Source organism: Kitasatospora sp. NPDC097643, assembly GCF_040302625.1.
Classification (GTDB): Bacteria; Actinomycetota; Actinomycetes; order Streptomycetales; family Streptomycetaceae; genus Kitasatospora.
Map to the genome: position 1 here is coordinate 322,426 of NZ_JBEOSA010000001.1, position 19,819 is coordinate 342,244.

Here is a 19,819-nt window from a genome sequence, read left to right on the forward strand (position 1 = left end):
GAATGTTGGATATCCTGACGATGCCCCGAGCGAGGTCATTTACTGCGGAAAGGAACTCCCGTGGCAGAGCTTCCCCCGGTCGAGTACGCGGTCGCCGTCGAGCGCTATCTCGACGTCTCCGGACTCGCCCCGGGCTCCCGGCGGATCTACCGGATCGCGCTGAACACCTGGGCCTGGGCCCTCGCCGACCGCCCCGCCCCCACCGGCCCCGAGCGGCGCCGCGCCCGGCCGCCCGTCCTCCCGCTCGCCCTGCTCGACCACCCGGACGCCGCCGAGCGCCTCCGCGCCGCCGTCACCCGCCGCTGCGCCGACACCGACCCGCGCACCCTCAACCGCGAACTCTCCACCCTGCGCGCGGCCGTGGCCTGGTGGCGGGCCCAGGGCTGGATCGACGGCGACCCGGCGGCCGAGCTGCGCCCCCGGCCGCTGCCCCGACCCGCCGCCACCGCCCCGTTCACGCCCGAAGAACTCCACGCCCTCCTCGCCCTCCGGGTGCCGCTGCGCGAGCGGACGCTCTGGCACCTGCTCCACGAGTCCGGCGCCGGCATCGAGACCGTGCTCGCCCTGAACGTCGACGACCTCGACCTGCCGCACCGCCGCACCCTCCCCCGGCCCGGCCGCGCACCCGTGCACTGGCAGGCCGGTACCGCCCGCCTGCTCCCGCTGCTCCTCGCCGGCCGCGCCGCCGGCCCGCTCTTCCTCACCGACCGCCGCGCCCCCGCCGGCACCCCCGCGCCCGACCGCTGCCCGCACACCGGCCGCGCCCGCCTCTCGTACCGCCGCGCCGCCGAGCTCTTCACCGCCCACACCAGGCCGCTCGGCGCCGGGTGGACGCTGCGGCAGCTGCGCTGAGCCCGCCGGCTCGCTGGCTCACTGTTCTGGCTCCGCGGTCTCCGCGGGCTCCGCGGGCTCCCCGGGTGGCGGCACCGCGCGGCGCCCCTGCGGCAGCAACGCGTCCAGCTCGTCGACGAGGTCGGGCACGCCGGGCCGTTCCGCCGGGTCCGGGCGCAGGCAGCCGTCGATCGCTGCGGCGAGGGCGCGGGGCAGTCGGCGGCGCCGGCCCACCGGGGGTGCCGGACCCTCCGGGACCGGGCCGTCGAAGGGGACGGCGCCGGTGGCCGCCTCGTACAGGGTGACGCCGATGCCCCAGACGTCCGTGGCCGCCGTGAGCAGGCCGCCGCCCGCCTGCTCGGGCGCCAGGTAGCCCTCCGTACCGACGCCCGGCCGCCCGGGCCCCGGCGGGCGGGCGATGCTCAGGTCGAGCACCTTGGCGCGGCGGCAGTCGATCACGATGTTGGAGGGCTTCAGGTCGAGGTGCAGCAGGCCGTGCCCGTGCAGGTAGCGCACCGCCGAGCACAGGTGCAGCCCGAGCAGCGCCAGATCGGTGGCGGCCGGGCGGCGGCCGCGGCCGCGCAGCAGGTGCGCGAGCGTCTCACCGCTGAGGGTCTCCAGGACGGCGTACGGCTGCGGGCGCTCGCCGGTGCCGTAGCCGCGCACCAGGTGCGGGTGGGTGAACTCGGTCAACCAACGGCCCTCCTGGAGCAGGCGGGCGCGCAACCGGCGGTCGCGGAGGCGGTCGGGCCGGATCACCTTCACCACGCAGCGGCAGTCGCGCTCCTCGCTCCAGGCGTCGTAGACGTCCAGCCAGCCGGTGCGGCAGAGGTGGGCCAGCACCCGGTAGCCGGGGGCGATCAACGTCGCTGCGGGCAGGGGCGGTTGGACACTCCTGTGGGCGCTCCCGTGGGCACTCACATGGGCACTCCCGTGGTCGCTCATCCCGGTACCTCCAACCGGCGTCGGCCCGGTGCCGCCGCGTGCAGCCGGTCGAGCCGGGCGTACCCGTCGTTGCAGGCCAGCAGCTGTGCGTGCGTGCCGCTGCCGACCACGCACCCCTCGCGGAGCAGCACGATCCGATCCGCAGCCCGGATGGTGAGCAGATTGTGCGAAATGATGATCGTGGTCCTGCCGTACATCAACCGCCCCAGCGGCTCCAGGATCCGGCGCCCGGACTCGGCGTCCAGCCCGGTCGTCGGCTCGTCGAGCAGCAGCACGGGCGCGTCCCGGACCATCGCCCGGGCGATCGCCAGCCGCTGCCGCTGCCCGCCGGACAGCAGCCGGCCGTGCTGCCCCACCACCGTGTCGTAGCCCTCCGGCAGCCGGCGGACGAACTCGTCCGCGTCGGCGGCCCGGGCGGCGGCCACGATCTGCGCGTCGGTCGCCCCCGGCCGGCCGTACGCGATGTTCTCCCGCACGGTGCCGTGGATCACCAGGGTCTCCTGGAGCAGCACGGCGATGTTCTCCCGCAGGTCGGCCAGCGCCAGCTCGCGCAGGTCGATCCCGTCCAGCCGGACGGCCCCGCGCTCCGGGTCGTAGAAGCGCAGCAGCAGCTTGGCGACCGTCGACTTGCCCGCCCCGCTCGGCCCGACCAGCGCCACCGTCTCGCCCGGCTCGGCACGGAACGACACGTCGAACAGCGCCACCCTGGTCGAGCCCGGGTAGCGGAACCACACCCCGTCGAAGGTCACCGACCCGCGCAGCCGCAGCGCCGGCCGCAGCGGCACCGGCGGATCGACCACCTGCGGGCGCTGGTCCAGCAGTTCGATGATCCGCTCGGCGGCCGCCGAAGCCGAGTAGAAGCCGTTGCTCAGCCGTGAGATCCCCCGGATCGGCCCGTACAACCGGCCCAACAGCGCAACGAACACCAGCAGTTCGCCCAGCGTCAGGCGCCCGTGCGCCAGCTCCCAGGCCCCCAGCCCGAGCACGATCAACGCACCCGCCAGCTCCAGCAGTTCCACGATCGGCGCGAACAGCGCCCGCAGCCGGGTCGCCGTCATCGTCGCCCGGAACCGGGCCAGGTTCTCCTGCCCGAACCGCTCCTGCTCCCAGCCCTGCCGGTTGTACGCCTGCACCAGCGCGAGGTGGCCCAGGGTCTCCTCGGCGAGCGCGCTCACCGCACCGCTGCGCCGCCGCCGTTCCCGCGCCGCCGCCTTCACCAGCACCGAGAACCGCCGCGCCGTCCACCAGAACAGCGGGGCCACCACCAGCGCCACCAGGGCCAGGTCCCAGCGCAGGTAGAACAGCACCGCGAGGAAGACGGACAGCTCGGCGACGTACGCGACCGCGTCGAGGACGCCCGAGAGCAGGAAGGTCTCGACCGCCTCGACGTCCCCGGTCAACCGCGACAGCACGTCGCCGAGCCGCCGCCGCTCGAAGAACCCGAGCGACAGGCCCTGTAGGTGCCGGAACACGTCCCCCCGCAGGGCCAGCAGGAAACGCTCGCCGACCCAGGCCGAGGTCGTCTCGTCGGCGAAGCGCAGACCCGCTGCGAGAACGGTCAGCCCGACGTACGCGAGCGCGACCGGCAGGAACAGCCCGAGTCTGCGCGGCACCAGCACCTCGTCGACGACGACCTTGAACAGCCAGATCGCGGCCGCGTCGACCACCGGGCCGATCAATACGAACCCCAGCAGCAGGGCCAGCCAGCGCCTCCCCCCACGCGTGTAGGGCCAGAACCGCCCGAACACCCGCCGCAACGACACGGCCGGGGCCGCCTCGACGACCGGCTCGCGCCGGCCGTCGTGCTCACCCACGTCGACGGCCATCAACCGCCGCAGCGACCACACGGTACGGCCCCGGCCCCGCAGACCGACCCGTCAGTGCCGCGAGTGCGTCCGGCGCCGACGCCGACGACGATCGGTGGACTTCGACTTACTCGTGTCCGTACCGGACTTCGTCCGCCTCCGCGGGTGCCTCATCGCGGGCACCAGGTTGGCCAACATCCCCATCACGGCCACCTCCTCTTCCCTTCCTCGGGGCCCCCTCCACCAGGAGGTACGCACCCGACCGGGGCCACGCTCACCACCCGCCGCACAAAACCCCGCCCGCCCGACACCCCACCTACGCCGAAGGGCCAGCCCGCCCGGATCCACCCCGGCGAACTGGCCCTTCGTCCCTGGAGCCCCCTGTCGGGTTCGAACCGACGACCCCCGCTTTACAAGAGCGGTGCTCTGGCCAGCTGAGCTAAGGAGGCACGGTGGCCGTCCGTGAGGGATCACGGCGGCACCGGGGGCAGTCTACCGGGCGTGGGTGGCGGGGTGGTGGGATATCCGGGGGTTGGTGGGACGGGGTTGGCGTGATGGAACCGATGCCGAAATCGGGCGGGATGGGGGCTGACAAGCGGCGGAAGCGCGGGTAGCGTCGCCGGGAGTCGGTTCGTGTAGTGGTTCAGACCACTGACTGACCGACGGAGACGAACCAACCCCCCTTTACTCGGATCGTCCGGCACGTTCCTGCCGGTGAAGGAGAGAACAACCATGGCTTCTGTCACGTACGACCAGGCGACCCGCGTCTACCCCGGGGCGGACAAGCCCTCCGTGGACGCGCTGGACCTGGAGATCGCGGACGGCGAGTTCCTCGTGCTGGTCGGCCCGTCGGGCTGCGGCAAGTCGACCAGCCTGCGCATGCTGGCCGGTCTGGAGGACGTCAACAGCGGCGCGATCCGGATCGGCGACCGGGACGTCACGCACCTGCCGCCGAAGGACCGGGACATCGCGATGGTGTTCCAGAACTACGCGCTGTACCCGCACATGACCGTCGCGGAGAACATGGGCTTCGCGCTCAAGATCGCCGGCGTGAACAAGGCGGAGATCCGCACGAAGGTCGAGGAGGCCGCCAAGATCCTCGACCTGACCGAGTACCTGGACCGCAAGCCGAAGGCGCTGTCGGGTGGTCAGCGGCAGCGCGTCGCGATGGGTCGCGCGATCGTCCGCCAGCCGCAGGTGTTCCTGATGGACGAGCCGCTGTCGAACCTGGACGCCAAGCTCCGCGTCTCGACCCGTACCCAGATCGCCGGCCTCCAGCGCCGCCTGGGCATCACCACGGTGTACGTCACCCACGACCAGACCGAGGCGCTCACCATGGGCGACCGGGTGGCGGTGCTGAAGGGCGGCGTGCTCCAGCAGGTCGACACCCCGCGCAACATGTACGACAAGCCCGCCAACCTGTTCGTGGCCGGCTTCATCGGCTCGCCGGCGATGAACCTGATCGAGGTGCCGCTGGTGGACGGCGGGGTGAAGTTCGGCGGTTCGGTGGTCAACATCACGCGGGACGACCTGGCCGGCGCCGGCGGCGACAAGACGGTGACCGTCGGCATCCGCCCGGAGCACTTCCAGGTCGTCCCGGCCGGCGGCATCGACGGCGTCGCGGTGACCGTGAACGTGGTCGAGGAGCTCGGCTCGGACGGCTTCGTCTACGGCACCACCAAGATCGGCGGCGAGGACAAGGAGCTGGTCGTCCGCGTGCACGGGCGGCAGATCCCGGCCCGCGGCGAGACGATCCACGTCGTGCCGGTCGGCGACGAGACCCACGTGTTCAACACCAGCACGGGCGCGCGCCTGAGCAGCTGATCAGCCGACTCCACGGAGCCCGTCGGACCGTTCCCGGTCCGGCGGGCTCCGTCCGTACACCCCCGCGTCAACACGCCGCAGGACGAATCCGGACACGGCGTCACCCGATGGTGTAACGGAGGGCGATCCGCACCGCACCCACCGCTACTCTCCTGAACGTGAAGCAGCTTGTGCGCCGTATCGGCCAGACCGTCGCCCTGACCCTGCCGGTCGTCCTGGTGACCACCGGCACCCTCGCCGTGACCCGGGTGCCGTGGGCCCCGCCGACCGCGCTCGACCAGCAGGTGGTGGCGGCGTCCAGCGGCGACGGCGCCGGGATCGGCCGGTCCGCCGCCACCCCCGCCGCCCCCGTCGCCGCCACCGGCCGGACCTCGGACGGGCTCGCCCCGCAGGAGTCGCTGCGGGTGGCGCTGCTGGACGAGCTCCGTGCGAAGAGCCCGGCGGCCGCGCTGGACCTGCTGGAGCGCTCGATGCGCGAGCAGCCGGCGCTGACGCCGTACTGCAGCGCGCTGGCGGGCGAGTTGGGCCGGGCGACGGTGCGCAAGTACCAGGGCGACGTCCAGCGGGCCCGGTCGTTCGCGCGCCCGGTGTGCGACGGGTCGTTCGCAGCGGGTATCGCGGGCTGACTGACGGCGAGCGGGCCCGGTGAGCGGGCCCGGCAACGAGCCTGGCGAGCCGGCCCGGGTCGTCCCGGGGGCGGATCCCCGCCCGGTGTGCGGCTTATTGTTCAGCCATGACCGCTGACTCCGGCCCCACCGCCGACCTCGCGTCCCCCTCGCCCCGGCAGCCGCACCACCCCCGGCCGACCACGACGCCCGTCACCCAGGCCGTGATCCTGGCCGGCGGCCAGGGCTCCCGGCTGCGGCCCTACACGGACGACCGCCCGAAGCCGCTGGTCGAGATCCCGGGCACGGGCACGCCGATCCTCGGCCACCAGCTGGCCTGGCTGGCCTCCGAGGGCGTCACGGACGTCGTGGTCTCCTGCGGCCATCTCGCCTCCGTCCTGGCGGAGTGGCTCGACAAGGCGGACCTGCCGCTGAGCGTCCGCACGGTGGTGGAGGAGGAGCCGCTGGGGCGCGGCGGCGGCCTCAAGTACGCGGCCAAGGCGCTGCCCCGCCCGGACGAGCCCTGGTACGCGACCAACGGCGACATCTGGACCAGGTTCAGCCTGCGCGACATGGCCGCCTTCCACCACGAGCGGGACGCCGTCGCGACGCTCGCGCTGGCCCGGCCCAGGATCCCGTGGGGGGCGGTGGAGACGGACCAGTTCGGCAACGTGCTGGACTTCATCGAGGCGCCGCCCTCGCCGTTCCTGATCAACGCCGGCCTGTACGTGTTCAGCCCGGAGTTCGCCGAGCTGCTGCCGGACGTGGGCGACCACGAGCGCACCACCTTCCCCCAACTGGCTCGCAGCAAGCGGCTGGCGGGCTACCAGCTGCCGCAGGGCGTGTACTGGCGCGCGATCGACACCGCGAAGGACCTCACGGAGGCGGCCAAGGAGCTCGCGGCCGGGGCCGGGCGCACCCCGCAGTAACCGCCGCTCCAGCCCGCGAAGCAGCCCGCGGAGCAGCCCCTGGCAGCAACCCGCGAAGCAGCCCCCGCACCACAGCCGTCGGCCGGGTGCTCCCCCACGGAGCACCCGGCCGACGCGTTCCCTCCCGATATCCCGGCATCCCCGGTGTCCCGGCAATCCCGGTGACCGGTACTGCCGCCCCCGTCAGGTGGACGTCGCCGACCCCGGACGGGAGGAGCGACCGCCCCCCGACAGGTCGGCCAGCGGGCCGCTGCCCAGCACCCCGCCGAGCAGGCCGGAGCCGGGCGCCGTGCTCGGGGCGGGCTTCGGTGCCGTCCCGGTGCCGCCGGGCGCGGGGGAACTGCGCTGGGCGGGCGAGGAGCCGGCCGGCGGGGCGGCGGACGGCGCAGCCGGGGTGGGGGCCGAACTCGGGCCGCCCTCCGGCTTGGTGGAGTGTCCCTTGCCGCTCGGCGTGGGGCTGCCCGACCGACCGGCCGGGGCGGAGGAGGACGGGGTGGTCGGGGTCGGCGTCGGAGTGGTCGGGCGGGGGGCGGCGGGCGAGGGCGAGGTGGACGGGCCCTGGCCGGCCGCGGGGACGGACGGCGCGCCGGACGGCCAGACCGGGGTGCCGTAGTCGGTGGCCGGCCGGGCCGGCGCCTGGTGCGGCCGGGAGCCGGTGCGCACGGCCGCGCCGAGCATCGAGCCCAGCAGCAGGGTCAGGCCGACCACGACCGTGGTGACGACGGCGCCCCGGCGCAGCACCCGGCGGCGCTGGGCCGCGGGCGCGTCCGGGCCGTACCGGCGCCAGGCCTCCAGGCTGAGCCGCCCGTCGAGCGAGGCGAACGGCGCCCCGGCGATCAGCAGCGGGCTCCAGGCCGCCAGGAAGATCAGGTCGGGCGTGTCGTAGACCGGGACGGCCCGCCAGCTGACGGTGAACAGCAGCGCGGCGGAGAGGACCATCGCCGCCCCGGCCGCGAGCCGCTGCCAGAGGCCCAGGATGGTCAGCACGCCGACCACGATCTCGGTGAACGACACCACCAGGCCGGCGCCGACCGGGTGCGCCATGGCGAAGGCCAGCAGCGGTTCGGCGACCTTCCAGGGGTGCAGCGAGGCGAGCCAGCGCATCATCGAGCCGCGCTCGCCGCCGTCGAAGTACACCGGGTCGCAGAGCTTGCTGAACCCGGCGTAGACGGACAGCGAGCCGAGCACGGCGCGCAGCGGCAGCAGCACCAGGCCGAGGTCGACCCGGCGGCCGGGGTACCAGGGCTGCCTGCCCTCGGCGGCCGTGGCGGAGACCTCGGGCAGTTCGCCGCTCGGGGTCCAGCCCTGCGGCGCGCCGACCGGGCCGACGCCCGCGTCGGTGGCGGTGCCGGCGCCCTCGCGGGGCTGGCGCGGCACCGTCCGGGCGCCCTGGTAGGACGGGATCACCTGGGTGTCGGCCTCGGCCGGCCCGAGGCCGTCGGCGCCACCGCCCCCGCTGAGCCGGACGGCCTCCAGCAGCTGGGTGGCCGCCAGGTCCCCGGGGGGCGCCTGGCCGGTCCAGGTGACGGCGGTGACGCGGCCCTTGCGGCGCGGCGCGCCGCCGCCGGCCCCGGCGAGCGCCGGGACGGCGGAGGCGGGCACGACGACCTGCGGGGTGACCAGCGGACGACGGATCAGGCCCTGGTTGGCGTACGGGTCGCCGAACGCGGCGCCGGTGGACAGCAGTCCGGCCGGGGCCTCGATCAGCGGCGCCACCGGGGCGCCGAGCCGGAGCCGGAAGCTCGCCTGGGTGCTGCTGAGGCGCGCGGGGTCCGACGGCACCTTGACGGTGTCGAGGCCCGGGCCCGCGTCTATCCCGGTGCTGCCGCCGCCGAACAGGGGGCGCCGAGGTGTTCTGGTGTCCACGCCCGTCTAACCGGGTGACGGGCTCTTAGGACACTCTCCCGGGTGGATGTCCGGCGCGTCCTTGAAGTGATCAGGTGAAAAGCGATCGGGCCCGGTCGGGCCCGATCGCTTTTCACCCGGACTGCGGAGAATTCAGAAGATCTCCTGCGGACGGGAGGCCGGCTGTGCTCAGCGCTTGGCCCGCAGCCGCGCCGCCTCGTACAGCACGATGCCCGCCGCGACGCCGGCGTTCAGCGACTCGGTCAGGCCCGACATCGGGATCCGGACCCGCATGTCGCAGGTCTCCGAGACCAGCCGGGACAGGCCCTTGCCCTCGCTGCCCGCGACGATCACGACCGGGCCGGTCAGCAGCTCCAGGTCGCCGAGCTCGGCCTCACCGTCGGCGGCCAGGCCGACCACCATCAGGCCGGCCTTCTGGTACGCCTCCAGCGTGCGGGTCAGGTTGGTGGCCCGGGCGACGGGCAGCCGGGCGGCGGCACCCGAGGAGGTCTTCCAGGCACCGGCGGTCATACCGGCCGCGCGGCGCTCGGGGATGACCACGCCGTGCGCGCCGAAGGCGGCGGCGGAGCGGACCACGGCGCCGAGGTTGCGCGAGTCGGTGACGCCGTCCAGCGCGATGATCAGCGCGTCCTGGCCGGCGTCGGAGGCCTCCACCAGCAGGTCGTCCGGGTGCGCGTACTCGTACGGCGGCACCTGGAGCACCAGGCCCTGGTGGTTGAGCCCTCCAGTCATCTGGTCCAGCTGCGGGCGCGGGGCCTCCATCAGCGGGATGCCGCGGTCGTTGGCGGCCTGGAAGGCGTCGCGGACCCGGTCGTCGGTGTCGATGAACTGCTGGACGTACAGCGCGTTGGCCGGCACGTCGCCCTGCAGGGCCTCGACCACCGAGTTGCGGCCGAAGACCAGCTCGGCGCTGCCCGCGCCACCGCGGCCGCCACGACCGGCGCCGGCGCGGCGCATGCCGGCGCGGGCCTTGGCGTCCCGCTCGCGCTTGATCGCGGCGTTGGCGGCGCGCTGCTTCGGGTGGCCCTTGCGCTCCTCCCCGGGCGGGGTCGGGCCCTTGCCCTGGAGCGCCTTCCGGCTGTGCCCGCCGGTACCGACAGACGCACCCTTCTTCGATCCGGGGTTGCGGCGGTTCCTGCGCTGGCTGTTGCCGGCCATGGCTGTACTTCCTGTCTGTCCGGCATGCCCGGCCGCCCCGTTTCTGTCCGGCGGCGGCCGGCGGCATGCGCTACGTCATGCGGGAGGGCCGCACCGGTCCGGTACGGCCCACCCTCACCCCGATCGTCAGATGGGGTTACTGGCTGTTGATCGTCCAGCGCGGGCCGGACGGGGTGTCCTCGATGGCCAGCCCGGCCAGGCCGAGCTGGTCGCGGATGGCATCCGCGGTGGCGAAGTCCTTGCGCTCGCGCGCCGCCTGCCGCTGGTCCAGGACCAGACGGACCAGCGAGTCGACCACGCCGTGCAGGTCGTCACCGCGCTCCGTCCCGGCCCACTGCGGGTCGAGCGGGTCGAGTCCCAGTACACCGAGCATCGCACGGACCTCGGCCAGTCGCGCCACCACGGTCTCCTTGTCGTCCGCGTTCAGGGCGCTGTTGCCCTGGCGGACGGCGGTGTGCACGACGGCCAACGCCTGCGGCACGCCGAAGTCGTCGTCCATCGCCTCGGCGAAGGCCGGCGGCACCTCGGGCGCCGCGTCGACCGTGCCGCAGCGCTCGACGGCGCGCTGGACGAAGCCCTCGATCCGGCCGAAGCCGGCCTCGGCCTCGCGCAGCGACTCCTCGCTGTACTCGATCATCGAGCGGTAGTGCGGGGAGCCCAGGTAGTAGCGGAGCACGATCGGCCGCCAGCGCTGGACCATCTCGGAGACCAGCACCGAGTTGCCCAGCGACTTGCTCATCTTCTCGCCGGCCATGGTGACCCAGGCGTTGTGCACCCAGAAGGCGGCGAAGTCGTCGCCGTAGGCCTTGGACTGGGCGATCTCGTTCTCGTGGTGCGGGAAGATCAGGTCCAGCCCGCCGCCGTGGATGTCGAAGGCCTTGCCCAGGTACTTGTGGGCCATCGCCGAGCACTCCAGGTGCCAGCCCGGGCGGCCGCGGCCCCACGGGGTGTCCCAGCTCGGCTCGCCCGGCTTGGCGGTCTTCCACATCGCGAAGTCGCGGTGGTCCCGCTTGCCGGTCTCGCCCTCGCTGCTCGGCTGGCGCAGGTCCTCCAGCTTCTGGTTGGAGAGCTCCAGGTACTCGGGGTACGACTTCACGTCGAAGTAGACGTTCCCCTCGGCCGCGTAGGCGTGGCCCTTCTCGATGAGCCCCCGCATCATCTCGATCATCTCGGGCACGTGCCCGGTGGCCCGCGGCTCGACGGTGGGCGGCAGGCAGCCGAGCGCGTCGTAACCGTCGTTGAAGGCGCGCTCGTTCGCGTAGGCGATCTGCCACCACGGCGTGCCGAGCTCGCGCTCCTTGGCGATGATCTTGTCGTCGATGTCGGTGACGTTGCGGACGAAGGCCACCTGGTAGCCGCGGTAGGCGAACCACCGCTGCATGATGTCGAAGTTGAGCCCGGACCGGATGTGCCCGATGTGTGGCGCCGACTGGACGGTAGCGCCGCACAGGTAGATCGAGACACAGCCCGGTACAAGCGGGACGAAGTCGCGTACCTGGCGGGTGCTGGTGTCGTACAGACGAATGCTCACAGCGTCAAGCGTATCGGGCAGCGGGGGGTGCCCCGCGACATTCCCGGGGAAAGACGGGCCGCATCCCCGGGGAACGCCGGTCCGCGGGTGCTCGTCAGATGTTGCCGACCACCTTGCGCGGGCTGAGCCGCACCACCACGCGGACGTCGTCCGGGCCGTCCCAGGTGTACTTGTCGACGCCGCGGTACTTGGCGGCCAACTCGTCGATCAGCTCCCGGCCGCCCTCGGTGGTCATGGTGACCGAACCGCGCGCCTCCAGGTACTCGTACGGGCTCTCCGGCGGGTTGACGAGGATCGAGACGCGCGGGTCCTTCACCAGGTTGAGGTGCTTGCGGCGCCCCTGGACGGTGGAGAACAGGAGGTCGTCGCCGTCCCGCCTGAGCCAGACCACCGAGGACTGCGGGCTGCCGTCGGGCTGGATCGTGGAGACCACGGCGAAGCTCTTGCCGTCGATCAACGCCTTCGCACGGTCGGAGAGTTGGGCGTTCATCGGATTACCTCATCTCATCGGCGGTACGGACCCGAGAGGACGACCCCCGCGCGGGCCCGCGCCGAACACTATCGACCCGGGCCCCCGCAAGCGCTGTTGAACACTCGTCAGCGACCGGTTATTCCCGCCCCTTTCGGTCCGGTTGCGGCGACCGGGGTCAACGCCGTTCGTACACCAGGGCGGTGGCGATCGCGGCCAGTCCCTCGGCCCGGCCGGTCAGGCCCAGGCCGTCGGTGGTGGTGCCGGAGACCGAGACCGGCGCGCCGGCCGCGGCCGACAGGGCGGCCTGCGCCTCCGCCCGCCGCTTGCCGATCTTCGGCCGGACGCCGATCACCTGCACCGAGACGTTGCCGATCTCGAAGCCCGCCGCACGCACCAGCCGGGCCGCCTCGCCGAGCAGCTTCACTCCGGACGCCCCGGCCCACTCCGGCCGGTCGGTGCCGAAGTGCGCGCCCAGGTCGCCGATCCCGGCGGCCGAGAACAGCGCGTCGCAGGCGGCGTGCGCGGCCACGTCGGCGTCCGAGTGCCCGGAGAGCCCGACCTCGGCGTCCGGCCACTCCAGCCCGGCCACCCAGAGCGGGCGGCCGGCCTCGAAGGCGTGCACGTCGGTACCGATCCCCACCCGGGGGATCACCGGGGTCCGCGGATCGGTGGGGGTCTGCGAATCGGTGCGCAGCGGCTGATCAGTAGGCATCGGAGGCCCTCCGGCGGGCGAGAACGGCCTCGGCGAGCACGAGGTCCAACGGACGGGTGACCTTGAACGCCTCTTCGTGGCCGGGCACCACGACGACCTGGCCGCCGTAGTGCTCCACCAGGCCGGCGTCGTCGGTGACCGCCGGCGCGTCCCCGGCGCCCCCGGCCTCCTCGGCCAGCGCCTTGGCGTGCACCTCGACCAGGGTGCTCCGGCGGAAGCCCTGCGGGGTCTGCACCGCGCGCAGGGTGGAGCGGTCGGGCGTGTCGAGCACCGGCTCCGGCTGGCCCGCGGTGGGTTCGACCCGCTTCACGGTGTCGGCCAGCGGCACCCCGGGCACCACCGCCTCGGCCCCGGCCCGAACGGCGGCCGCGACCGCGTCCACCACCTCGACCGGGACGAGCGGGCGGGCCGCGTCGTGCACCAGGACGATCTCCACCTCGTCCGGGATCGCGGCGAGGCCGAGCCGGACCGACTCCTGGCGGGTCGCGCCGCCGGCCACCACGCGGATGTCCTTGTCGTCCAGCCCGTGGCTGTCCAGCAGGGCGACCACCTCGGCCACCCCGTCGGCGGGCGCGGCGACCACGACCAGGCCGACCGCCCGGCTGCGGGCCAGCGCCCGGACGGCGTGCACCAGGAGCGGCACCCCGCCCAGTTCCCGCAGGGCCTTCGGGGCGCCGGGCCCCAGCCGCTCACCGCGTCCGGCGGCGGGCACCACTGCTGCTGCGACTGCTGCTGACGCGTTCAGGTTTCACTCCTTCGGCGAAGTGGGTATGGCCATGGCGTGCACGACGGGCCCGCGGACCCCTTCCGAAGAACCACCGTCCCCGGCCCGTGCGTTCCGCGGATCGACGGATCCGCAGAAACGGTCTTGCGGGCCCGGACCAGCTGTTCCACCGGCCTGGACCGGCCTGTTCCACAGGTCTGGACCGGCTCGGGCACGAGGCGTCGTCCGGACACGCCTCAGCGCCCGAAGTGCCACTGCACCACCCCCGGACGTGTCGTCCTGGGAGCGGCGCGCCGGCACCGGGCGCTGTGAGCGGTGGGCGGCAGCCCGACTGCACTACGAGGCGAGCACCTCGTCGAGCAGCGTCTCCGCCTTGTCCTCGTTGGTGTTCTCCGCCAGCGCGAGCTCGCTGACGAGGATCTGGCGCGCCTTGGCGAGCATGCGCTTCTCGCCGGCCGACAGGCCGCGCTCGCGCTCGCGACGCCAGAGGTCGCGCACAACCTCGGCGACCTTGATAACGTCGCCCGAGGCGAGCTTCTCCAGGTTCGCCTTGTAGCGACGGGACCAGTTGGTCGGCTCTTCGGTGTACGGTGCGCGCAGCACCTCGAAGACCCGGTCCAGACCCTCCTGGCCGACTACATCGCGCACGCCGACGAACTCCGCGTTCTCGGCGGGCACGCGGAGCGTCAGGTCTCCCTGCTGCACCTTGAGCACCAGGTAGGTCTTGTCCACACCTTTGATCTGGCGAATTTCGATGGCCTCGATCAGCGCGGCCCCGTGATGGGGGTAGACCACCGTGTCGCCAACCTTGAACGTCATGTGACAGGACCCCTTCCGTGGCTTTCCAGAATAACACGCTTTTCGGCGCACCCGAAGGGCGTTTTCGCAGGTCAGGGCGGGTCTCGGGGCTTGACAAGGACCCCCATGACGTGCTGCGACCGGTGTTCGAGAGGGGCTTCCCGCAGGTCGGAGGCGGTTCGGGTGCTCGACGAAACCTTGCGCAACACCCCCGAAACCGTGATTGGATCTTGAGTTTTCACCGTTTATCGGGCCGTATCCGCATCGTTATTCGATCTTGGTCGAAGCTTGGCCTCGAAGTGACCTGAGCACGCCAGGCGTGCGGCCGGACGGACGGCCCGACGGACCCGGGAGTGCGACACGGGGACCACCCCGTGAGGAGCGCATAAGTGAGGTCGATAATCTGAGACCTGACCTACCGACACGTGACCTAGGAGAAGCCGCCGCCGTGAGCCGCAGCCTTCGACGCGGCAGCATCGCCGCCATCGCCGCCATCGCCATCGCCTCGCTGACGTCCTGCGCCGCCGGCAACGAGCCCGACACCCTGCAGATCAAGCCGGACAACGCGGCGGCGACGGTCGGGACGAACCTCCGACTGAACAACATCGTGGTCGTCACCGCGGAGGGGACTTCCGGCGCGTACACCGGCCCCGTCAACGTGACCGTCAACATCGCGAACAGCGGGACCACCCCGGCCGAGCTGCAGTCCGTCACCGTCGGCGGCGGTGCCACCGCCACCTTCGCGGACGCCGCCGGCGCCCCGATGTCCTCCGTCGTCATCCCGGCCGGCGGCTCCGTGCTGCTCGGCGGCGACGGCAACCCGTCCGCCAAGGTCGCCTCGGCCACCGTCTACATCGGCGGCTTCGTCAACACCACCTTCACCTTCAAGGACGGCCAGAAGGCGGAGACCAAGGCCGCCGTCAGCCCGGACAAGGCGCTGTACAAGGGCTTCGGGCCGACCGTGGCCCCGGCCACGCCGTCCAAGAGCGGCTCCCCGGCCGCCACCGCCCCGGCGACCGCTCCGGCCACCCCCGCCGCCGGCGCCACCACCCCGGCCGCCCCGGCCACCGGTGCGGCCACCCCGGCGGGCACCACGCCGTCCGCCGCCGCGACCCACTGACGCGGGACACCCCGCCGGTGGCGGCCCCGCCCGGGACCGCCACCGGCAACGCGAAGGCCCCCTCCGGCGACTGCCGGCGGGGGCCTTCCGCGTCCGTCCCGCTGCGGGGCTCCGGGACTGTGCGGCTGCGGGGCTCCGGGTTTACGGCTCGAACTTGTAGCCCAGGCCACGGACCGTGACCAGGTAGCGCGGGGCGCCCGGGTCCGGCTCGATCTTCGCCCGCAGGCGCTTCACGTGGACGTCCAGCGTCTTGGTGTCGCCGACGTAGTCCGCGCCCCAGACCCGGTCGATCAGCTGCATCCGGGTGAGCACCCGGCCCGCGTTGCGCAGCAGCATCTCCAGCAGGTCGAACTCCTTCAGCGGCAGGTCGACCTTGGCGCCGTCCACCGTCACCACGTGCCGGTCGACGTCCATCCGCACCGGGCCCGCCTCCAGGGCGCCCGGGCCGCCGCCGTTCTCCCCGGCGCCGCCGTCCTCGCCCCGGCGCCGCAGCACCGCGCGGATCCGGGCGACCAGCTCCCGGGTGGAGTACGGCTTGGTGACGTAGTCGTCGGCACCTATCTCCAGACCGACCACCTTGTCGATCTCGCTGTCCTTGGCGGTGACCATGATCACCGGCACGTTGGAGCGCACCCGGAGCTGGCGGCAGACCTCGGTACCCGGCAGGCCGGGCAGCATCAGGTCGAGCAGGACGAGGTCGGCGCCGTTCCGTTCGAACTGCTCCAGTGCGTCGGGGCCGGTGGCGGCGACGGCCACCTCGAAGCCCTCCTTGCGGAGCATGTACGAGAGGGCGTCGCTGAACGACTCCTCGTCCTCGACCACCAGTACTCGGGTCACGATCAGGCCTCCGGGGCAAGCTGGGGGGTTGTGTCTGACAGGGGTACTTCCCGCTCCCCGGCGGGGAGCGAACGGTCCGCGCGGTGCGGGCCGGTCGGGCGGTCCGTGGTGCGGGTCCGGGGTGACGCGGTGGGACGGTCCGGCGCGGTGGCGGCGTCCGCCACCCCGTCGAGGTCGTCGGCCTCGTCGTAGTCGTCGGCCTCGGGCGCCTGCCCGGCGGGCAGCCGCAGGGTGAAGGTCGAGCCCTGGCCCTCGACGCTCCACACCGAGACCGTGCCGCCGTGCGAGGCGGCGACGTGCTTGACGATGGAGAGGCCGAGGCCGGTCCCGCCGGTCATCCGGGAGCGGGCCGGGTCGACCCGGTAGAAGCGTTCGAAGACCCGCTCGCGGTCCTTCTCGGAGATGCCGATGCCCTGGTCGGTGACCGAGATCTCGATCAGCTCGCCGTCCGCCTCGCCGAGCGCCGCGGCGCTGGAGATCCGGCGGGTGGCGATGGCCACCCGGGTGCGCGGCGGGCTGTAGTTGACGGCGTTCTCGACCAGGTTGCCGAGCGCGGCCGCGAGCTGACCGCGGTTGCCGTGCAGGTAGAGGCCGGCGATGCCGCCGGCGGCGATCAGGATCTGCTTGGCGGCGGCCTGCTGGCGGCAGCGGTCGATCGCCTCGGCGATCAGCTCGTCCACCGCCACCGGCTCCGGGTCGACCATCAGCCGGTCGTCCTGGACCCGGGAGAGGTCGATGATCTCCTGGACCAGGCTGGCCAGCCGGGTCGCCTCGATCTGCATCCGGCCGGCGAAGCGCTGCACCGCCTCCGGGTCGTCGGCCGCGTCGGCGACCGCCTCGGAGAGCAGCGACAGGGCGCCGACCGGGGTCTTGAGCTCGTGGCTGACGTTGGCCACGAAGTCCCGGCGGACCGCCTCGACCCGGCGGCGCTCGGTCTGGTCCTCGACCAGCACCAGCACCAGCCGGGAACCCAGCGGGGCGACCCGGACCGAGACCGCGAGCGGCTCGGCGGCGCGGGCCGCGCCGGGTCGGGGCACCTCCAGCTCGACCTGGCGGATCTCGCCGTCCCGGCGGGTGGCACGGGCCAGCGAGAGCATCGGGTCGACGGCGACCGCGCCGCCGCGCACCAGGCCCATCGCGTACGCCGCCGAGCTGGCCTTGACCACCTCGTCGCCCTCGCCCAGCACGATCGCGCAGGAGCGCAGCACGGAGAGCACGGTGTCGACCCCCGGCGGCAGCGGGGGCTCCTGGGCGCCCGTGCCCAGGGCCTGCTGCCGGTGGTTCCTGCTGCTGGTGCCGCTGTACCTGCCTCTGGCCTGCTCGCGCTCGCTCCAGCGGAAGGCGATGGAGGCCGTGAGGCCGACGCCGAGCCCGGCTATGGCGCAGGCAGCGGCGGCGGCCACGTTCACGTCCATGTGGCCAGCGTAAGCGCACGGCCTGGCCACTCCCCAAGGGCTGGATCAAGGCATCGGCCACGCGTTGCCGAGAATTCACCTTCACGTAGCTGCCGATTCACCGCACGGGTCGTGCGTGGTCGCCCGGACGGCACAGAGTTGGCCGGGCAGCCCGTGTGGGAGTGGGCGGCGCGCCGAACCGCAGCCGCCGCCCGGGGTGCGCGCGTACCATTCGCGCCACCAGCAGCGGTCACCCGTACGCCGAACCGATGGTCGGACGGGCAGACCGGTCGGCACCGCCACCGACACAGCTTCTGAGGAGAGAGCATGCGCGACGCGTACCACGAGGAACTCGATGCGATCGGCGACAGCCTGGTCGAAATGGCCCGGCTGGTCGGCTCGGCCCTGGGCCGGGCGACCACCGCCCTCCTCGACGCGGACCTCGCGCTGGCGGAGAACGTGATCTCCGCCGACGAGAGGATCAACGAGCTCCACCACGAGCTGGAGAACCGTGCCATCGACCTGCTGGCCCGCCAGCAGCCGGTCGCCACCGACCTGCGCATCGTGGTCACCTCGCTGCGGATGAGCGCCGACCTGGAGCGCTGCGGCGACCTCGCCCGGCACGTCGCCAAGGTCGCCCGGATGCGCTACCCCGACTCGGCCGTCCCGAGCGACCTGCACTCCACCGTCCTGGAGATGGGCCAGCTCGCGCAGCGCCTGGTGGCCAAGGCCGGCCTGGTGATCGCCACCAAGGACGTCGACAAGGCCCTGGAGATGGAGCAGGACGACGACGCGATCGACACGCTCCACCGCGAGCTGCTGTCGCACCTGATCGACGACCGCTGGCACCACGGCATCGAGACCGCCGTCGACCTCACCCTGGTCGGCCGCTACTACGAGCGCTTCGCGGACCACGCGGTGTCGGTCGCCAAGCGTGTCGTCTACCTGGTGACCGGTGAGCACGTGGCCGAGTTCGTCGCCGCCTCGGAGGCCGCGGCGGCGGAGTGAGGGCTCACCCCGAGGGGTGAGTAAACCTCCGGCACGGGTGGTGGGGGCGCACGGCGTTCCGTACACCCCACCACTGCGCGCCTGTTGACGCTCCCTCCGATCGGCGGTTTCACTCGAAGCCGTAGGCACCGAAGTGTGCCCGTCACAAGGAGGGTTCAGCACGATGAACGCCAACCCGACCCGACCGACACCGGCACACGACACCGTCGCGCCGCCCGCCCCGAAGCTGCTGCCCGTCCTCGCCGCCGGGTGCGGCTGCGGCCCGGGTTGCGGCTGCGGCTGCCAGTCCGGCGCGCCCTGCCAGTGCGGCGGCGCCGACGGCGGCTGCTGCGGCGGTCACTGAGTCGAACCGCCGTCGTCGGCGGCCCCCGAGTCGGGCCGCCGACGACGGCGGCGGTGTGAACCCGCCGGAACCGCCGGAACCGTCAGAACCGGACGTCGGTGCAGGAGTAGAAGGCGTTGCCGGTGTCGGCGATCTCCCAGACCGAGACGACCACCTGGTGCCCGGTCCGCCCGCTCGGGACGGTCGCGGTGTGGCTGACGGTGCTCGGCACCTGGCGGCCGTTGTAGGGGACGGTCAGGAACGGCGTCAGCTCCAGGTTGGCCCGGGTGACCGGCTGGGTGGCGTCGTAACCCGGCTTGGTCAGGTAGTACTTGAAGCTCGTGGTGGCGTGCCGGGCGGTGAACCTCCAGGTGAAGGTGAGCTGTTGGCCCGCGGTCACCGAGGTGGTCGGCCAAGCGCCGCCGTGCGGGTCGTCCAGCTCGGCGAAGCGCTCGTTGCCGCCGGCGCAGATGGTGCCGTCGGCGGGCCCGGCCTTCGGGAACCCCTTCGGCCCCTCGACGCTCTGCGGCTCCCACTGGATCTCGCCGCAGTCCCACGGGACGGCGTCCGCACCGCAGAGCGCGGCCCGGCTGGGCGGCGTCGAGATGTACCCGTGGGACTGCGCCGGCAGCGCGAAGGTGAGCGGTACCGCGAGCGCGGCGACCGCCGCCCCGACGATGTGGCGTGTGCGCATGGTGCTCCTCCGTGGGGGTGGATGGAGAGTGCGCGGGGGACGCAGGCGCACGCGTGGGGGCGCGGCGACCGGACGGGGGGATCCTCGGCCCGCCTGCGCCGGCCCGACGCCCTCACGGTAGGAGCCGCCGCAGCGGCCCGTCAATGGTCTGAACCACTCTGGCAAGTCGCGGCAACTCCCCTGCGGTACAGGCGAGTTGATCCGATCCGCAGAACGACGAAGGCCCCGCCCCCGGCGAACCGGG

General features: G+C 73.3%; 19 protein-coding genes and 1 tRNA gene. 7 read left to right on the top strand and 13 right to left on the bottom strand.

The window, feature by feature from the left end; all coding sequences use genetic code 11:
* Window positions 1–60 precede the first annotated feature (60 nt).
* Entirely contained in the window at window positions 61–852 is a 792-nt protein-coding gene (locus ABTY15_RS01530) for a site-specific integrase (protein WP_350574363.1), read from the top strand.
* Window positions 853–870: 18 nt separating this feature from the next.
* On the opposite strand, the gene ABTY15_RS01535 is transcribed toward ABTY15_RS01530, so the two are convergent.
* The 3 genes from ABTY15_RS01535 to ABTY15_RS01545 form a co-directional block, all read right to left on the bottom strand.
* Window positions 871–1,752, bottom strand: coding sequence for a serine/threonine-protein kinase (locus ABTY15_RS01535; RefSeq protein WP_350574365.1), 882 nt, complete (start codon window positions 1,750–1,752; stop codon window positions 871–873).
* A 20-nt stretch (window positions 1,753–1,772) separates the two neighbouring features.
* Window positions 1,773–3,602, bottom strand: coding sequence for an ABC transporter ATP-binding protein (locus tag ABTY15_RS01540; protein ID WP_350574367.1), 1,830 nt, complete (start codon window positions 3,600–3,602; stop codon window positions 1,773–1,775).
* Between the two features lie 351 nt (window positions 3,603–3,953).
* Window positions 3,954–4,030, bottom strand: a tRNA-Thr gene (locus tag ABTY15_RS01545).
* A gap of 283 nt (window positions 4,031–4,313) precedes the next feature.
* Between ABTY15_RS01545 and ABTY15_RS01550 the strand changes: the two genes are divergently transcribed.
* From ABTY15_RS01550 to ABTY15_RS01560, 3 genes are all read left to right on the top strand, one after another.
* A complete protein-coding gene (locus ABTY15_RS01550; RefSeq protein WP_350574369.1) occupies window positions 4,314–5,405 on the top strand; it encodes an ABC transporter ATP-binding protein in 1,092 nt (363 codons plus the stop codon).
* A gap of 158 nt (window positions 5,406–5,563) precedes the next feature.
* Window positions 5,564–6,031, top strand: coding sequence for a hypothetical protein (locus ABTY15_RS01555; protein ID WP_350574370.1), 468 nt, complete (start codon window positions 5,564–5,566; stop codon window positions 6,029–6,031).
* Between the two features lie 107 nt (window positions 6,032–6,138).
* Entirely contained in the window at window positions 6,139–6,939 is an 801-nt protein-coding gene (locus tag ABTY15_RS01560) for a nucleotidyltransferase family protein (RefSeq protein WP_350574372.1), read from the top strand.
* A 183-nt stretch (window positions 6,940–7,122) separates the two neighbouring features.
* Here the strand turns inward: ABTY15_RS01560 and ABTY15_RS01565 are convergent, their stop codons facing one another.
* From ABTY15_RS01565 to ABTY15_RS01595, 7 genes are all read right to left on the bottom strand, one after another.
* Window positions 7,123–8,805 (bottom strand): DoxX family protein, encoded by a 1,683-nt coding sequence (locus ABTY15_RS01565; RefSeq protein ID WP_350574374.1) that lies wholly within the window; start codon window positions 8,803–8,805, stop codon window positions 7,123–7,125.
* Window positions 8,806–8,973: 168 nt separating this feature from the next.
* Window positions 8,974–9,963: a 23S rRNA (guanosine(2251)-2'-O)-methyltransferase RlmB gene (gene rlmB / locus ABTY15_RS01570; protein ID WP_350574376.1), complete on the bottom strand. Its 990-nt coding sequence runs from the start codon at window positions 9,961–9,963 to the stop codon at window positions 8,974–8,976.
* Window positions 9,964–10,099: 136 nt separating this feature from the next.
* Window positions 10,100–11,494, bottom strand: a complete 1,395-nt coding sequence (gene cysS / locus ABTY15_RS01575; protein ID WP_350574378.1) for a cysteine--tRNA ligase — start codon at window positions 11,492–11,494, stop codon at window positions 10,100–10,102.
* Window positions 11,495–11,588: 94 nt separating this feature from the next.
* Window positions 11,589–11,984 (bottom strand): PPOX class F420-dependent oxidoreductase, encoded by a 396-nt coding sequence (locus tag ABTY15_RS01580; protein ID WP_350574380.1) that lies wholly within the window; start codon window positions 11,982–11,984, stop codon window positions 11,589–11,591.
* Window positions 11,985–12,141: 157 nt separating this feature from the next.
* Window positions 12,142–12,678 carry a 2-C-methyl-D-erythritol 2,4-cyclodiphosphate synthase gene (gene ispF, locus ABTY15_RS01585; RefSeq protein WP_350574382.1) on the bottom strand — a complete coding sequence of 179 codons (537 nt, stop codon included), beginning with the start codon at window positions 12,676–12,678 and terminating at the stop codon, window positions 12,142–12,144.
* Window positions 12,668–13,393 carry a 2-C-methyl-D-erythritol 4-phosphate cytidylyltransferase gene (ispD, locus tag ABTY15_RS01590; protein WP_350574384.1) on the bottom strand — a complete coding sequence of 242 codons (726 nt, stop codon included), beginning with the start codon at window positions 13,391–13,393 and terminating at the stop codon, window positions 12,668–12,670. The genes ispF and ispD overlap by 11 nt, the downstream gene beginning before the upstream one ends.
* Before the next feature lie 345 nt (window positions 13,394–13,738).
* Window positions 13,739–14,221, bottom strand: a complete 483-nt coding sequence (locus ABTY15_RS01595) for a CarD family transcriptional regulator (protein ID WP_030244332.1) — start codon at window positions 14,219–14,221, stop codon at window positions 13,739–13,741.
* 427 nt (window positions 14,222–14,648) lie between these two features.
* Here ABTY15_RS01595 and ABTY15_RS01600 point away from each other — a divergent pair, with 427 nt between their 5' ends.
* A complete protein-coding gene (locus ABTY15_RS01600; protein ID WP_350574386.1) occupies window positions 14,649–15,320 on the top strand; it encodes a DUF461 domain-containing protein in 672 nt (223 codons plus the stop codon).
* Window positions 15,321–15,461: 141 nt separating this feature from the next.
* On the opposite strand, the gene phoP is transcribed toward ABTY15_RS01600, so the two are convergent.
* On the bottom strand, window positions 15,462–16,157 hold the full coding sequence (gene phoP / locus ABTY15_RS01605; protein ID WP_030061050.1) for a two-component system response regulator PhoP: 696 nt from the start codon (window positions 16,155–16,157) through the stop codon (window positions 15,462–15,464).
* 2 nt (window positions 16,158–16,159) lie between these two features.
* Window positions 16,160–17,572, bottom strand: a complete 1,413-nt coding sequence (locus tag ABTY15_RS01610; RefSeq protein WP_350574387.1) for a sensor histidine kinase — start codon at window positions 17,570–17,572, stop codon at window positions 16,160–16,162.
* A gap of 306 nt (window positions 17,573–17,878) precedes the next feature.
* On the opposite strand from ABTY15_RS01610, the gene phoU reads away from it, so the two are divergent.
* Window positions 17,879–18,559, top strand: a complete 681-nt coding sequence (phoU, locus tag ABTY15_RS01615) for a phosphate signaling complex protein PhoU (protein ID WP_350574389.1) — start codon at window positions 17,879–17,881, stop codon at window positions 18,557–18,559.
* A gap of 163 nt (window positions 18,560–18,722) precedes the next feature.
* A complete protein-coding gene (locus ABTY15_RS01620; protein ID WP_350574391.1) occupies window positions 18,723–18,902 on the top strand; it encodes a hypothetical protein in 180 nt (59 codons plus the stop codon).
* An 82-nt stretch (window positions 18,903–18,984) separates the two neighbouring features.
* Here ABTY15_RS01620 and ABTY15_RS01625 read toward each other — a convergent pair whose 3' ends face one another.
* Window positions 18,985–19,575, bottom strand: coding sequence for a lytic polysaccharide monooxygenase auxiliary activity family 9 protein (locus tag ABTY15_RS01625; RefSeq protein ID WP_350574393.1), 591 nt, complete (start codon window positions 19,573–19,575; stop codon window positions 18,985–18,987).
* Window positions 19,576–19,819: the final 244 nt, after the last annotated feature.

What these genes read in the sequence shown, in the direction of transcription:
- ABTY15_RS01540 (WP_350574367.1), bottom strand. Translation starts at nt 3,602, where the DNA reads ATGGCCGTCGACGTGGGTGAGCACGACGGCCGGCGCGAGCCGGTCGTC.
- ABTY15_RS01550 (WP_350574369.1), top strand. Translation starts at nt 4,314, where the DNA reads ATGGCTTCTGTCACGTACGACCAGGCGACCCGCGTCTACCCCGGGGCG.
- ABTY15_RS01560 (WP_350574372.1), top strand. Translation starts at nt 6,139, where the DNA reads ATGACCGCTGACTCCGGCCCCACCGCCGACCTCGCGTCCCCCTCGCCC.
- rlmB (WP_350574376.1), bottom strand. Translation starts at nt 9,963, where the DNA reads ATGGCCGGCAACAGCCAGCGCAGGAACCGCCGCAACCCCGGATCGAAG.
- ABTY15_RS01580 (WP_350574380.1), bottom strand. Translation starts at nt 11,984, where the DNA reads ATGAACGCCCAACTCTCCGACCGTGCGAAGGCGTTGATCGACGGCAAG.
- ispF (WP_350574382.1), bottom strand. Translation starts at nt 12,678, where the DNA reads ATGCCTACTGATCAGCCGCTGCGCACCGATTCGCAGACCCCCACCGAT.
- ABTY15_RS01595 (WP_030244332.1), bottom strand. Translation starts at nt 14,221, where the DNA reads ATGACGTTCAAGGTTGGCGACACGGTGGTCTACCCCCATCACGGGGCC.
- ABTY15_RS01610 (WP_350574387.1), bottom strand. Translation starts at nt 17,572, where the DNA reads ATGGACGTGAACGTGGCCGCCGCCGCTGCCTGCGCCATAGCCGGGCTC.
- phoU (WP_350574389.1), top strand. Translation starts at nt 17,879, where the DNA reads ATGCGCGACGCGTACCACGAGGAACTCGATGCGATCGGCGACAGCCTG.
- ABTY15_RS01620 (WP_350574391.1), top strand. Translation starts at nt 18,723, where the DNA reads ATGAACGCCAACCCGACCCGACCGACACCGGCACACGACACCGTCGCG.
- ABTY15_RS01625 (WP_350574393.1), bottom strand. Translation starts at nt 19,575, where the DNA reads ATGCGCACACGCCACATCGTCGGGGCGGCGGTCGCCGCGCTCGCGGTA.